12 protein-coding genes are annotated in these 15,978 nt (G+C 26.2%); 3 read left to right on the top strand and 9 right to left on the bottom strand.

Going from position 1 to position 15,978, the window contains the following annotated elements; all coding sequences use genetic code 11:
- Positions 1-75: 75 nt before the first annotated feature.
- Positions 76-1,314, bottom strand: a complete 1,239-nt coding sequence (locus QP548_RS14005; RefSeq protein ID WP_061426112.1) for a competence/damage-inducible protein A — start codon at positions 1,312-1,314, stop codon at positions 76-78.
- A 333-nt stretch (positions 1,315-1,647) separates the two neighbouring features.
- Between QP548_RS14005 and QP548_RS14010 the strand changes: the two genes are divergently transcribed.
- Complete coding sequence (locus QP548_RS14010) at positions 1,648-2,541, top strand: DMT family transporter (RefSeq protein WP_061426111.1); 894 nt, start codon at positions 1,648-1,650, stop codon at positions 2,539-2,541.
- A gap of 220 nt (positions 2,542-2,761) precedes the next feature.
- On the opposite strand, the gene QP548_RS14015 is transcribed toward QP548_RS14010, so the two are convergent.
- From QP548_RS14015 to QP548_RS14035, 5 genes are all read right to left on the bottom strand, one after another.
- Complete coding sequence (locus tag QP548_RS14015; RefSeq protein WP_003457587.1) at positions 2,762-2,914, bottom strand: hypothetical protein; 153 nt, start codon at positions 2,912-2,914, stop codon at positions 2,762-2,764.
- A 200-nt stretch (positions 2,915-3,114) separates the two neighbouring features.
- Positions 3,115-4,134, bottom strand: coding sequence for a YeiH family protein (locus tag QP548_RS14020; RefSeq protein WP_061426110.1), 1,020 nt, complete (start codon positions 4,132-4,134; stop codon positions 3,115-3,117).
- 512 nt (positions 4,135-4,646) lie between these two features.
- Complete coding sequence (locus QP548_RS14025) at positions 4,647-5,654, bottom strand: TDT family transporter (RefSeq protein ID WP_061426109.1); 1,008 nt, start codon at positions 5,652-5,654, stop codon at positions 4,647-4,649.
- A 469-nt stretch (positions 5,655-6,123) separates the two neighbouring features.
- On the bottom strand, positions 6,124-6,450 hold the full coding sequence (locus QP548_RS14030; protein ID WP_061426107.1) for a hypothetical protein: 327 nt from the start codon (positions 6,448-6,450) through the stop codon (positions 6,124-6,126).
- A 287-nt stretch (positions 6,451-6,737) separates the two neighbouring features.
- Positions 6,738-7,454, bottom strand: coding sequence for a class A sortase (locus QP548_RS14035; RefSeq protein ID WP_061426106.1), 717 nt, complete (start codon positions 7,452-7,454; stop codon positions 6,738-6,740).
- A 642-nt stretch (positions 7,455-8,096) separates the two neighbouring features.
- Between QP548_RS14035 and QP548_RS14040 the strand changes: the two genes are divergently transcribed.
- Positions 8,097-10,973, top strand: coding sequence for a VaFE repeat-containing surface-anchored protein (locus QP548_RS14040; protein WP_139315344.1), 2,877 nt, complete (start codon positions 8,097-8,099; stop codon positions 10,971-10,973).
- 122 nt (positions 10,974-11,095) lie between these two features.
- On the opposite strand, the gene QP548_RS14045 is transcribed toward QP548_RS14040, so the two are convergent.
- The 3 genes from QP548_RS14045 to QP548_RS14055 form a co-directional block, all read right to left on the bottom strand.
- Positions 11,096-11,293 (bottom strand): BhlA/UviB family holin-like peptide, encoded by a 198-nt coding sequence (locus tag QP548_RS14045; protein ID WP_061426104.1) that lies wholly within the window; start codon positions 11,291-11,293, stop codon positions 11,096-11,098.
- Positions 11,294-11,623: 330 nt separating this feature from the next.
- Entirely contained in the window at positions 11,624-13,603 is a 1,980-nt protein-coding gene (locus QP548_RS14050) for an ABC transporter permease (RefSeq protein WP_061426103.1), read from the bottom strand.
- Positions 13,593-14,363 (bottom strand): ABC transporter ATP-binding protein, encoded by a 771-nt coding sequence (locus QP548_RS14055; RefSeq protein WP_003448577.1) that lies wholly within the window; start codon positions 14,361-14,363, stop codon positions 13,593-13,595. Before QP548_RS14055 ends, QP548_RS14050 begins: the two co-directional genes overlap by 11 nt.
- A gap of 497 nt (positions 14,364-14,860) precedes the next feature.
- Between QP548_RS14055 and QP548_RS14060 the strand changes: the two genes are divergently transcribed.
- Entirely contained in the window at positions 14,861-15,976 is a 1,116-nt protein-coding gene (locus tag QP548_RS14060; RefSeq protein WP_061426102.1) for an ABC transporter permease, read from the top strand.
- The last annotated feature ends 2 nt before the right edge of the window (positions 15,977-15,978 follow it).

The following is a 15,978-nucleotide window of genomic DNA, read 5'->3' on the forward strand; positions in this document are numbered from 1 at the left end:
CCATTAAGTTTACTTAATGGGTAATTTTTTATTCTTTTTTATTCATAAATTAATATTTTTAAAACTTAATTTTCTTTAATCAATTTTTTCAAGCTCTCTTCTTAACCAATCTAAAACATTCATCATGGTTCTAGTTCTAACCTTTTGTCTATCAGCTTTAAAATTAAATTTTTTAACCTTTGTAATTCCATCTATACATAATCCAGCATAAACAAGACCTACAGGCTTTTCTTCTGTTCCACCACCAGGACCTGCTATACCTGTTGTAGATATTCCTATTCTTGTTCCTGCATTTTTAGCAATACCCTTTGCCATTTCTCTAGCACACTCTTCACTAACTGCACCAAAATCCTCTAAAGTTTCTTTTTTTACTCCAAGTCTCTTCATTTTTGCTTCATTAGAGTAAGTTACGGCACCCTCCATAAACACCTCAGATATTCCTGGGTAGTTTATTAATGTGCTTGCAACCATGCCACCAGTACAAGATTCAGCTGTTGATAGGGTCATCTTTTTATCAACTAATAACTTTCCAACTACTTCTTCTAAAGTTACTTCCCCTTCACCATAAATATTATCTCCAAGTCTTTTTCTAATCTCCTTTTCCATAGGAGCAATAAGCTTTTCTGCCTCTTCCTTATCTTTTCCATTAGCAGTAATTCTTAAAATAACATCTATATTTTTGGCATAAGGAGCAACTGTTGGATTTTCATTATCTAAAAGATCACATACTAAATCCTCCATCTTGCTTTCTCCAATACCAAAAACTCTTAAAATCTTAGATACTAAAACACTATCAGTAAATTTACTTAAGTATGGTACTACATGGTTTGTAAACATTGGCTCCATTTCCCTTGGTGGTCCTGGTAGAAGTATTATTCTCTTATTATTCTCCCCTTCTAAAATAGCTCCTGGAGCTGTTCCATTAGGGTTTGGAAGTATTATGGCCTCCTTTGGAAAATAACATTGTTTTTTATTATTCTCTGTCATTTCAAGGTTATTCTTCTTAAAATAATCCTCCAAATCACAAAGAAGCTCTTCTCTTAAGCACATTTCCATATTGAAATACTTCGCTGCAAGCTCCTTACTTAAATCATCCTTAGTAGGCCCTAAGCCACCTGTAGTAATAATTGTATCGCAATTTTTAAAAGCATTGTCAAAAGCCTCTAAAATCCTTTCAGAATTATCTCCAACTACTGATTGATGATAAACTCCAATTCCTAAGTTAGCTAACTCCTTAGCTAAAAATTGAGCATTGGTATTTACTATGTCGCCTAAAAGTATTTCTGTTCCTATTGCCATTATTTCAGCTTTCAAAAAAATCACCTTCTCAAATTTAATTTATAATTGTATTTCTACCATAAAATTATTTATTATCCTCTAACAAATAATTTTACTCTACTTTCTTCTCTATGTCCTAGTTTTTATTTATATTCTTTCTATTATTCATAATTATTATATAAATATTTTTATAATTAAATTTGACCTCTTATTTTCTTAGCTCTATAATAGTCTTTGTTTATTTATAATAATACTTTTAAATTTTATATAGAATATTAATAGTGTTTTAATAAATAATGAAATGAATACTGACTAAAAAACAAACTATGATTTGAAGACCTATATAAAAATAAATTAAGGAGGGGAAAAATGAATTCAAAATTTAAAGGAATTATTTTTATGATACTTGCCTCAGCAGCCTTTGCTACTATGAATCTACTTAGTAAGCTAGCTGTAGGAGTTAATTCATATCAAAAAACTTTTTTAACAAATGTTGTGGCAACCTTAATAGTTTGCTTTATAATAGCCTCTAAAAAAGGTTCTTTTTTTGGAAAAAAAGAAAGTAGAAAATATTTGCTAGTTAGAGGGGTTACAGGTACTCTATCCATACTAACAAACTATTATGCCTTAGATAAAATGTTTTTATCCGATGCAACAATACTAACTAAATTAGCACCATTCTTTACAATAATTTTTTCTTACTTATTAATTAGCGAAAAAATTACTAAAAAACAATTTACTCTTTTAATAGTAGCCTTTGCAGGAAGCTTATTTGTAATAAAACCTCAATTTAGTACAGCTATAATTCCATCTCTTATTGGTGTAGCTTCTGCTGCCTTTGCAGGAATAGCATATACAATGATAAGAGTTATTGGCGATAAAGAGGACTTCTGGACAATAATTTTATCATTTACAAGCATAGCTACTATTGTTATGTTACCTTCAATGTTTATGAATACAGATAATTTAACACTACAAAATATACTTTTACTTGTTAGTGCAGGAATAGCTTTTACATTAGGACAAGTTGCCTTAACCATAGCTTACAAAAATGCTCCAGCATCTGAAATATCAATGTATGATTACATTGGGCTTATTATAGCAGCTATATACGGCTTTATGTTCTTTAAAGAAATTCCTGATTTCTTATCATTTACAGGTTATATAATAATAGTTGGCTCTTCAATTTTAAATATTTTAGGAAATAAAAAGCCTTCTACTAAAGAAGTAAATGAAGATAGCTCTTTAGTTTCTACAGATTAAAAATATTATTTAAAACAAAGAAAAAAGCTGTGATAACTTCACAGCCTTTTTCTTTTTGTCGAAAATTAAAAATTATTATTTTATAATGAAATCAATTAATTATAAATTTTTATTTTATAAAAATCAATGTTATAAATTCTAAAAAACCAGTGTTTTACTCTACTAAAGTATTTAACACTTCTCAAATCAAATTTATTCACAAATATACTTACTAATGCACCTAATTAGCTTTGCTTTTACTATTAAAAAGCTTCAATACAATTATAGCTAAAAGTCCAAGATATATAACTAATCCTTCCATAGCTCCAAATCCCATAGCATAACCTAATTTAGCACATTGATCGTAACCAAAACTTAATACCTCTCCTATCATTTTATTCCTCCTAATAAACTCTTCATTTAAGATATATGAATTTATCTAGTATAAAATGATGCTTTAATTTATCATATAAACTTTCAATACATTTTAGAAACAACTATTTAACTAATAAAACCTCATAATCAAAGTATATAAAAATTAAAAAGTTGAATAAAATACTGTTTAAATATTTTATCCAACCTTTTTGACGATTTTTATTTTATAAATATATTAATCAATGATATAGCAAATATAATTTGACAAACTCCTACAAGACCTCCATAAAGCATAGCCTTTGGACCTTCCTTTACTAAATCTCCAATTTTTACTCTCATCCCTATACCAGCTAAAGCTATGATTTCAAAATTAGAACTAATCCACTTAAATATTCTTCCAAGTATTCCTGGAATAATTCCAATAGAATTTAAAATACATATAATAAAAAATCCTATTATAAACCATGGAATACGAACCTTATGTGTTGGTTTGTGATGATGAGCTATTTCTTCTTTATTTTCTTCATTAACCTCTATCTTAGCAAAAACTAAAACTACAACAACTAAGAATATTATTCTTATTATCTTAAATACTGTAGCTAGCTCTACAACTGGATCACCAATAAATTTAGCAGAACCAATAACTTGTCCTACAGACTGTAATATTCCTCCCATTAATGCAGAACTCTGCAAAACATCATTATTATATAAAATAGATGTTATTAATGGTAAAAGTATCATTAATATTGTACCTGTTACATTTACTACGGTTATGGCAATTACTTTATCTGAATCCTTAGCTTTTATCACTGGAGAAACTGATCCTATTGCTGATGAACCACACACAGCATTCCCTGCTGACATGAGTAATGAATACTTTTCTCCAAAGCCTAACTTTCTTCCTATAAAGTAAGTTGTACATATTGTTAATGTCATTAAAATAGCTATATAAAAAACTCCATTAAATCCTAGAGCCATTATATCAATAATATTTAAAGATGCTCCCATTAAAACAATTGAATAGTTTAAAAGATCTTTTTCTGAAAATTTAGTACCTTCATCATACTTATCACTTTTAAAAAGTGTATTCCCTAAAAATATTCCAATAAATATTGCAAAGGTAGCTGCACCTACAGTAGGAAAGCTTTTTCCTAAAATTTCAGCAATAATCCCTATTATTAAGCATATAAAAAGTCCTGGTAATATGGACTTAGATTTTTTTAATATTTTATTCCTCATATGTTACCTTTCTTGTTCTCATATTAAGTAAGCTCACAAACTTTTCTCTTTGGTTGCATTACGAAATTATTATACATACCTAAATATATAAATAAAAATACTAAAAAATTATATTAATAATAAGTTTTTAATTATATAAAAAAGATAAGTGGAATGACCCTAAATCATTCCACTTACCTTTTAGATTCTCTAAAAAATAGAAAATACAGCATGACACATTATTTTGGTAGCATCTTATAAAAAGATTATGAGTAGAGGCTAAATTTGTTTATTTTATCAGTTTATAAAGTCGGTGGGAGTTTGACTTACTATTAAAGAATTACCCATAATCTTTATTATAAAACACTGTAAAGTAATTGAGATTTTTATTATGTTGTTTAACTAAAAGCTTATCTTATAACAATAATAGATATAAGATTTTGTATCTCTAGAAGTTGAGCCCCATTCTAGAAATTTTCGACTTAAATTCAACTGTGAATCAAGTCTGAGGTTTATATGTAAACTCTATTCAATTATTTTGAATAAAGAGTTCCACCTATTAATTCTTCTTCTTCCTCTACATATTCTCCAAGTTTTGGACTTATAGCTTTGAAGAACATATTCAAGAAGTTTATTAACATAAAGAATATTACATAGGTTGCTATAAATATTTCAACATCACCTAAGAATTTAAATAAACTAGCCATTCCAGCATATCCTAAACCAGTAAAATAAGTTGATAACTTATATGCGGATAAAGTAGCAATTGCTAATGGGAATGTAAATGCTGCGTATGATGGTTTAAAACCTTCTTTAAATAGTTTTAAAATATATCCATAAACAACTACAAGTAATATTAATCCTGTTATTACTAACCAAGCTAACATATATGGGTTAGGGTTTGGTTCTATAGTTAATATACCAACTACTCCAAGTGGAGCTGGTGAACAAATTATACCTACTGTTGGTAATTTATGATCATCTAATATTTCACTTTTAAATACTATATATAAAACTAATGGTAGAAGAATTGTATAGAATATAAATCCAAACATAAGCATAAAATGTGCTATTTGAGGGATTACCCCATCCATACCTTTACTTGCTACACTACCTGTTATCATACCTGTATAAACTATGAAACAAGTTGGCATTATGTTTTCAAACTTTCTTTCTTTTATTCTGATTATTGTATAGAAAATAACTATTCCATAATGATATATTACAGCTGCTATCCAAAGCCAACTACATACTACTGGAAAGTAAGGATAAAAGAATCCTGATACTAACCAAAGAACCATACCCATTGTAGGATAAAATGTTCCTGTTACTGGGTTTTTAAGTTCCTCATACATAACCTTTGGGAATCTTATAAGTCTTAAAATCATTAAAGATAGCATACAAACTGCTATAAATATTGCTATTGGTTTAAAATAATTTATTCCTTTTAATTTCCATGAATTACTTAATGTTATAAATGCCAAGCAAGTTCCACTAATTCCTATTGGCATGTTTTGAAGCTTATCTAAATATTTTTTCATCTATCCAATCACCACTTCCTACTCACTTGATGATTTTATTATACATCTATTTTATTATAAGTAAAAATACTTATTTTGCATATATATAATAAGTATTTAATTATATATAGAATTATCAATATGTACTTTATATAATAAAATCTCACCTTTAAATTTTGAAATATTTAATACTAAGACAATTAAATTTTCAAGAACTATTTTCTTTAATAATCTGTTAAAGCTTCCTTTATAAAATAATAAATACTCTAAAATATTTGCAAATACATAAACTTTTAAGGCCTTTAATCTATACACTAAAGTATACATAATTTATTTTTTCGATACAATATTAATAATTATTTTATAATATTTACTTATTATAAATATTTTACTTTATAATACTAGTACTTAAATTTAGGAAACTATTTACTATGTAAATAAAAATAAGATTAAGATAAATATCTTAATCTTATTCTTATTTCTGTAAAAACTATGCTAAACTTATCGCATTACCACATATATCTTCCTTTAGTTCTTTTAAATTTATAATTACATCAAATATTTTTTCTTTTTCATTATCCATAAAATCTAGAAATTCATTTTTTAATTCATAAACTAAACTTTTATTTAATTCTTCCTTTTTATTGTTATACTTGGCTAAATCAATTTTTAAATCATCCTTAAAAAACTCTTTCACTACCCCATCTTCTATTTTGACCAATCTTATATTTAAAATAGAATTCTCTTCTTCAAAGTAAATATTATCAAAATTATCTATCTTTAAGAAAACATTCTCATCATAAATATATTTACTCATATTAATTCTCCCCTTCTTTTGCTTAAAACTAAACATATTATTACTAATATATAAATTAGTAAAGATGTAATCAAATCCTCTTAACTTATAATCAACTTATATACCCTATATTAAAATTTTACCAAAAATTAATGATTTTGTTAATAATTTAACGTATAAATCATTCTAATATTTATCAAATTTAAATAATCTATAGCTTAATATTTTTAAAGTTTAATTATAAATAAAAAAAGTAAGCTTTTAATTAAAATACCTACCTTCTTTTAATAACCTATAATAAATTTAAATTAGTATGTTTTCGAATCAATATTAAATGCATTCTTCATATCCTGTGTAGATTTATTTAATGGAGTAATTGATACCAACTCACCTTGAACTACTATTCTAGTAATACCTTCACTTTCTCCACAGGTTACAAGAGTAACAATATTTTTACCTGGAATTTCATCTAATACATATACTGAATCTGGTGATACTTTTTGATTTGATGTAATATCATAAACATAAATATTTTCTAAGTCAGTTAAATAAATTTTCTCACCAATTTTAACCTTTTCTAATGGAGTAAATAAAAGTTCTGGATTTTTTGTATGGTGACTTGCTAATGAATAGTTTCCCTTTCCCATTACTTGATCCTTAGACATAGTACCTGCACCATAAATCAATGCTTCATTAGATAATCCTTTAAAAATTGGCAAATTTATACCTACACTCGGAATTGCTATTCCCCCTATAGTTGGCAATTCTTTATTTTTATACTGTTCAATAAATACCGATTTAGAATCAATTTCTTTAACATTATCAAAGTCAAAAGAAGCAGGCATTTCCTTATTTTTTTTAATATCATTTATTTCTAAATTTTCTACAGAATACTTTTTGCTATTTCTCTTTATAAAATAATCTTTAATTTGATCATTTAATATAAGAATTATACCTATTATAGACATAGTCACTAACAAAATATTAATTAAGTATCTTCTAGATTTTGATTCTTTAAACTTCAAATTTATCTCCCTCCATATAATATTTTAAAAATTAAAATATACTCTTAAACCACTTTAAATAACCAATTATTCCTATAATCATTTCTACTTATTATCATTATAATACCACTCATTTTTTCTTAATAAAATAATATGAATTTTAAGCTTATTATTAAATTCAAGGAAATCATATTTAACAACATAATTATAAACTATATTTCTTAATATTTTTTATGTTTATGTAAATAATGTTATCAAATTAAAATAATTAATTAATAATTTTTACAAATTATTATGTTAAAATTTTCTTTTCTATGTTAATATATAATTAAAAATATATAAATTTTATAAACAGATAACGATAACATTTAATTATTTATTAAAATCCTAAGTAGCTTTTTTTATTTATTAATTTTTATTCGTTATTTTTTTATTAATTTTATATTTCACCTATATAAAATTAATTGCAAAAGTTGGACAAGTACTTGGCTATAAATTTTTTAAATTATATTTTTATATCTTTTAAAAATAGCATTAAATTTAATGCTATTTAGCTACTTATTTAAATAATAGATTTTTTATTATATTAAAAAGGATGTGATTATTATCAAATCAAAATTAAGAAAAATAATTTCATGTATTGTAATTCTAACATTTATTTTTATGAATTTTGGATCTCACTTTGTTTTTGCATCTGAAAATCCTAAAATATTAATTAAATTTAGTAATACTGAATCTAATACTAAGACGGAATTAAAAGGTGCAAGTTTTAAAATTGTAAAAGGTACTGACCCATCGGGTCCCCCAGTGGATGGATTAAGTTGGGTGTCAGATGGAAAGATTAAAGAGTTTAAACTTGAAGGTGGTACATATACCTTAGTTCAAGTTTCTGTGCCTAAGGGATATATAAAGGCAGATCCTATTACTTTTACTGTTTCACCTACAGGTGGACTTCAAACAAGCACAAAATATAAAGGATACACTCTACTTGATAAATATCCTAAAGAAGATGATTTTAGAGAAGCTATTTACATTGAAGATATAGATAATGCTGATACTAACTCTGTTGTTTATTGCTTTAATGTTACAAAGGCTACTCCTCCTTCAAAAAATTCAATTACTAAAGTTATATATGATAAACTTTTTGGTAGTCCTGAATTATTTACAGAAAAAGCTATTAAACCAAGAATTAAAGGTAAAGAATTGCAAAATTCAGTTTTAAGAGTTATATATAACGGTTATCCTAGTAACGCATTGGGCATTAAAGAAAGATATAAATTAACAGATGGACAGTTTAGAAAAGTTACTCAAAGAGCTATCTGGAATTTTACAGATAGTAATTATGGAACATTGAATTTATCTCAAAATGAGAAGAGTGCCTTAGATGAATTAATAAATTCAAATAACAATATACCTGATAATTTGGTATTAGATTTATATATTCCAGATAATACTTTTTATCAAAATTTACTTGGAACAAAATTTGTTACTCCAAACCTTATTAAGTTGGAAAATGAAAAACTTCCTAATACCATACCTGAAGTTAAAGAAGGTACTTTAAAAACTACTGTAGCTGCTGATGGAGTAAATGGTTCTTCTGAAAAAGAAGCTTTAGTAAACTTTGAAGATTCTAAAGACGGTGTAGATGTTAAAGATACTATAAACTATGAAGGTTTAGTAGCTAATCAAGACTATACTTTAACAGGTACTTTAATGCACGTAAAAACTGATGGTTCCTTAGAAGAAGTTGCTACTAAAACAGCTAAGGTTACAGCCGGTGAAAACGGAAGTGGCCAATGGGAGTTAGACTTTGGTAATCAAAAACTTCAAGTTGGTGAAAAATATGTTGTCTTTGAAAATGCTGAATCCGTTGAAAACTTAATTGATACAGATAAAGATTACAACCTAGATACAAAGCAAGTTGTAAAACATGAAGATAAAAATGATAAAGCTCAAACTCTTGTAATAGAAAAACCTACTCTTCCAGAAGTTAAAGATGGTACTCTAAGAACTACTGTAATTGCTGACGGAGTAAATGGTTCTTCTGAAAAAGAAGCTTTAGTAAGCTTTGAAAATTCTAAAGACGGTGTAGATGTTAAGGATACTATAAACTATGAAGGTTTAGTAGCTAATCAAGACTATACTTTAACAGGTACTTTAATGCACGTAAAAACTGATGGTTCCTTAGAAGAAGTTGCTACTAAAACAGCTAAGGTTACAGCCGGTGAAAACGGAAGTGGCCAATGGGAGTTAGACTTTGGTAATCAAAAACTTCAAGCTGGTGAAAAATACGTTGTCTTTGAAAATGCTGAATCCGTTGAAAATCTAATAGATACAGATAATAACTATGAATTAGATGCTAAACAAATAGTTAAACATGAAGATAAAAATGATAAAGCTCAAACTCTTGTAATAGAAAAACCTACTCTTCCAGAAGTTAAAGATGGTACTTTAAGAACTACTGTAACTGCTGACGGAGTAAATGGTTCTTCTGAAAAAGAAGCTTTAGTAAACTTTGAAGATTCTAAAGACGGTGTAGATGTTAAGGATACTATAAACTATGAAGGTTTAGTAGCTAATCAAGACTATACTTTAACAGGTACTTTAATGCACGTAAAAACTGATGGATCTTTAGAAGAAGTTGCTACTAAAACAGCTAAGGTTACGACTAGTGAAAACGGAAGCGGTGCTTGGGAATTAGACTTTGGGAATCAAAAACTTCAAGTTGGTGAAAAATACGTTGTATTTGAAAATGCTGAATCCGTTGAAAATCTAATAGATACAGATAATAACTATGAATTAGATGCTAAACAAATAGTTAAACATGAAGATAAAAATGATAAAGCTCAAACTCTTGTAGTTGAAAAACCTACTCTTCCAGAAGTTAAAGATGGTACTTTAAAAACTACTGTAACTGCTGACGGAGTAAATGGTTCTTCTGAAAAAGAAGCTTTAGTAAACTTTGAAAATTCTAAAGACGGTGTAGATGTTAAGGATACTATAAACTATGAAGGTTTAGTAGCTAATCAAGACTACACTTTAACAGGTACTTTAATGCATGTAAAAGCTGATGAATCTTTAGAAGAAGTTGCTACTAAAACAGCTAAGGTTACAGCCGGTGAAAACGGAAGTGGTACTTGGGAGTTAGACTTTGGTAATCAAAAACTTCAAGCTGGTGAAAAATACGTTGTCTTTGAAAGTGTTGAGTCTGTAGAAAACCTAATTGATACAAATAATGACTATATACTAGATACAAAACAAATTGTAAAACATGAAAACAAAGATGATAAGGCTCAAACTCTTATAGTAGAAACACCTAAATCACCAACAACCGAAGGTACTTCTAATAAAGATAATTCTAATAAAAATAATTCTAATTTAACAAAACATGATAATTATGATCAAAATAAAAAAGAATTAAAATTACCTAAAACTGGAGAAGGATTAACTAATATAGGTTTCACTATGTTAGGTATTATAATCTTATCAATAGTTTGTTTCCTTTCATTAAAACTAAAAAAGTTAGAGAATAAACTTTAATTAAACAAGGAGCATAGTTTAAACACTATGCTCTTTTTTTATTAGTAACTTCTATTTAGATATCTTAAACATAAAAATCTGCTGTACTAATATTTAGATTTATATTCTATTAAAACTTCTTTTCATTTATTATTTAAATTACTTTTAATATCTTCTACATCCTTTTTTATAGTTGTTAATAGTTCTGTAAGTTCTTGTATTATACTTTGATAATTATCTTCTCTTTTACTATTTTCTTTTAAAACATAAAATAACAAATAAGAAAATAATATTGCAAATCCTCCTTGTGTAGCTATTAATTTAAAAATTTCACCCTCCATATAAACTCATCCTCCAATCTACTTTTAAACATTCCCTCTCTATGTGCATACCACTTATTCAATTTATTATAAAATCATTTTTTGCGCATTTTTCTAATTTAACACGAACATACGTTCGTATTAAATATTAAAACTTTTACATAAAAATGTCAAGGAAATTATCACCTCAACACATAAATTTTAGAATTATATTTTGTAATATAAAATAAAAGTAGAACTATAAAATTTTATAGCTCTACTTTTATTAATAAATTTATAATAGTATTGATTTATAATCTAATATTTTATCTGAAATTTCTTCAGCAAATAATTCAGTATAGAAAGATAATATTATGATCTTTCATTTATATTTTTCTTAGCCCCTAAATATGTTGCTAAGAAGTACCCTCCATAAATTATAACAAAAATTATTGCTGTTATAATTATATTTGGCATTATGCTAGCATTTCCAAATACCCCTACTATAAAGGAAGATACCTTTAAACCAACTATTGCGTGGACTATGGCAAGTGATAAAGGAAGCATGAAATATACTCCTACTTGAGTGAATATAGCTTTATTTATCATCTTTTGATCCACACCTATTTCTTTTAATAATCTATATCTTTCTACATTATCAGTAGATTCTGTAAGCTGCTGAATAGCAAGTACAACTGCTGATGTTATTATAAATATTAAACCTAGGTATATTCCTAAGTAAGCCATTGTTGCACCAAGTCCAGCTGCATTATCATATATTTCTTTTTTTGTTATTGAATAAACCTGACTTTCTACTAATTGATCCCTTACATTCTCTAATTCTTCCTTTGTATTAGAGTTATCCTTTAGCATCATATTAAATCTACTAGACACAGGTTTTAATCCTTCAAGGAGAGAATCCTTAACAACAAAAATTAAAATATCACCTTTCATAGTAAAATTATATAGATTAATATTTTCATACTTTTTATTTGCAGGATCTAAGGTTTTTCCTGAAATATTTATCTTATTTCCACTTTCTAAGCTCTCATTAACCCACTTTTTCATTTCATCAATATTTCCAACTGCTAAGTATTGATTTTCCTTTAAATTAACAGGCTCTTTCCCAACAAGTTTTAATGTATTATTGTATCCATTTTCACCAATTACTAATATATCATTATCATTAGCTACTGGAAAATAGTTTTTCATAGCAGTCATTCCCTCTTTTGATAAGAAATTACTGTATTTAACTCCACTATCATACATAACCATGTTTGAATCTTCTTTAGCTATATTAGATATATCAATGTTTTTTTCCTTCAAAAGTTTTTCTATATTTTCACCACTATTACTCCAAAATGTAACATCAAATTTAGTTAAATCCTTTAAGTCAGCATTTATAGCTCTATTTATTCCTAATCCTCCTGAGAATGTACAAATAGCTAAAAATAACATTAAGCATATAAATGATAAGGATACAAAGGTTGTATTTATTTTGCTGCTTATTTGCTTCATAACAAACATATTTAAATCTCTCAAATAGAATTTTTTATTTCCTTGAATAACCTTTAAAAAGAATCCTGTTAGTGAGTAAAAGAATATAAATGTTCCAACACATCCTAGTACAATTGGTAATCCAAGGACATTAAAACTAGCAACGGCAATTCCATCATGTATGACCTTATAATAAGCTATCCCTAAGATTCCCACACTAACTAAAAATAATATTACTGATACCCAAAGGTTTTTAATAGTAGGCTTTTCATTTCTCTTTGAAGCTGTTAATAAATCTATTAATTTAATCTTTCTAACACTTATAAAGTTAAAAATTAATACAACAAGATATATTATTGAAAAACAAAGTACTGTTCTCTTAAATCCAAGGGGAGAAAACACAAATTGAAACTTTGTAAGGTCTACCTGGAACATATAGGCTGTAAGTACTGAAAGTGCTTGAGATAACATTATTCCTAGTATTACTCCTATTCCTAAAGATATAGCCCCTATAAATAGAGTTTCTAAGAATATCATTTTTGATAAGCTTCCATTTTCCATTCCAAGAGTCATATAAATTCCAAACTCTTTTTTTCTTCTTTTTATTAGATAATTATTTGCATAAACTATTAAAAATCCTAAGACAAAAGCTATAAACACAGAGAAATATCCTATTAATTGTTCTGCCATCATAAAGGCTGACTGCTTTTGCTCATTAAGTTCCATCATTACACTTTGTGACTCTATGGAGTTAAAAGTATAAAATATACATATTCCAAATATCAAGGTTAAAAAATATATTACATAATTTTTATAACTCTTTTTTATATTTTTAAAGGCTAACTTAAAATACATTATTACTGTCACCTCCAAGAAGAGTTATGACTTCAATTATTCTATTGAAAAATTCTTTTCTAGAATCAGTTCCTTTTATAAGTTCATTAAATATCTTTCCATCCTTAATAAATAAAATTCTATTTGCATAACTTGCTGTAAAAGCATCATGAGTTACCATCATAATTGTTGCATTTAAATTCTTATTTAAATCTTCTAAGCTTTCAAGAAGCATGGTAGCTGCCTTTGAATCTAAGGCCCCTGTTGGTTCATCAGCTAATACTAAAGATGGATTAGTAACTATTGCCCTTGCTGATGCCACTCTTTGCTTTTGTCCCCCTGACATTTCATAAGGATATTTATTAAGCTCATTACTTATATTTAATGCTTCTGCAACGAGTCTTACTCTTTTATCTATTTCCTTGTTATTTACTCTTTGAATTGTAAGGGCTAAAGCTATATTTTCGTAAGCTGTTAAAGTATCCAAAAGATTAAAATCCTGAAATATAAACCCTATTTTTTCTCTTCTAAACTTAGCTAACTTTTTTGAGCTAAAACTTGTAACATCCTCACCCTCTAAATATATATGACCACTAGTCACCTTATCTATAGTTGATATACAATTTAAAAGTGTTGTTTTACCACTTCCTGAAGCACCCATTATTCCAACAAACTCACCTTCTGAAACAGTAAAACTAATATCATTAATGGCCTTTGTAACATTTCCTTTTTTACCATAATACTTTTCTATATTACTTACTTTTAAAACCTCTTTACCCATTAGACTACACTCCTTATCCTTACTTATATTATCTTAAATCTTAAACCTTAAAAATCTCTATTTAAGTAATTTTTTCTATACTTTAATTCTATTTCATATAAAAATTTCAATCCATAGAACTATATAACACTAAACTAACAAAAGTGTCACATTAACTGGTATTAGTATAAAATAATAAAAATAATTTATCGAACTAAGTGAAGTAATATTTAATTAAAACCTTTAATAGCTTTGACATCTAATACTTATCTAAAAACTTATATATAAATTTCAACATCAAAAAGAATTAATACTTATTGTAATTTAAACATTCTACAATTTATTTCAAAAATTTAAAGTATATTTTAACGAATTACAAATTAACAACATTTTATTACTTTTTAATACATTTATGTTATTATTAGTAAGTAGACTTTAGTATTTATACTAATTAATAAATCTTATTAATTAGCACCTTTACTTTTAGCGAATACTTTTTAATTTTAAAGGAGTATCTAATGAGAAAATATCTTAAAAACAGCTTATTTATTACATTATCATTAATATCAATTTTACTCATATTTTCTATACTAATAAGCGAAATAATTAATGAAAAAAAAATATTAGATATGAGAGGATTTACATATAAAAATTCGATTTCATTTTCAATAAACCGTAATCAATTTTTGTCAGAAAAATCTATCGATAATGATATATCAGAGATTGATTTAAACAATATGTTAGATAAATTAAATGAATTTTTTTCATATTTAATGAAAAAAGATGACTTAGTAATAAAGTTAGTAGATGGTAAACTTTTTACAAATGGATTCTACACAAACGGAATATATTTCAATTCTAACTATGAACACAATTACGAATTAATAGAAGGTCGCTTTATAGAAATTCAAGACTTTAATTCCAATGATAAAGTTGCTGTAATTCCTAAAACAGCACTTAAATATGTTGAAGAAATTAATAATTCAAAATTTATATATTCTGGAAATGAAAAATATAAAGTTATAGGTGTAATTGATAACGGTAAATCCGATCAAGCTCATTTTAACACTATATTTTATAACCTCACTCCAAAAGATATAAATTATAATCTTTCTTTAAATGAAATAATAATAGAAAGTAATATTTACTCTTATGAATATTTACAGGAAATACTTCTTAATAATACTTCTTTAATTTTAGATAACATTAGTTCAAATATTTCAAATAAAGTTAGTACATTAGATTTTATTAAAATTGGAGTAATAGGATTTATAAATTTATATTTCCCCTTAATTGTTGTTATTTTTATTTCTCTAATTCTTTGCATGTATTATTGGATAAATAGAATACAATATGAGATTGGAGTAAAAAAAATGTGTGGAGCAAATAATTTTAGTATTTTGAAAGAATTAATAATTAAAGTTTTACTTATATCGTTTATTTCTTTAGTTATATGTCCTTTTATACAAAATATTTTAGAATACTCAAAAATTTTAAATAGGTCAATTTCTTATACTAGTTATAATTTTATACTAAATATAATTTTTATGTTTACTATTTGTACCATATTAACTATTGTATCATTCTATAAAATAAATAAACTTGAACTTACTAAATTAATACGAAGGAGATAAGC

It is taken from the genome of Clostridium sp. UMB9555A (genome assembly GCF_030222355.1).
Classification (GTDB): Bacteria; Bacillota; Clostridia; order Clostridiales; family Clostridiaceae; genus Sarcina; species Sarcina perfringens.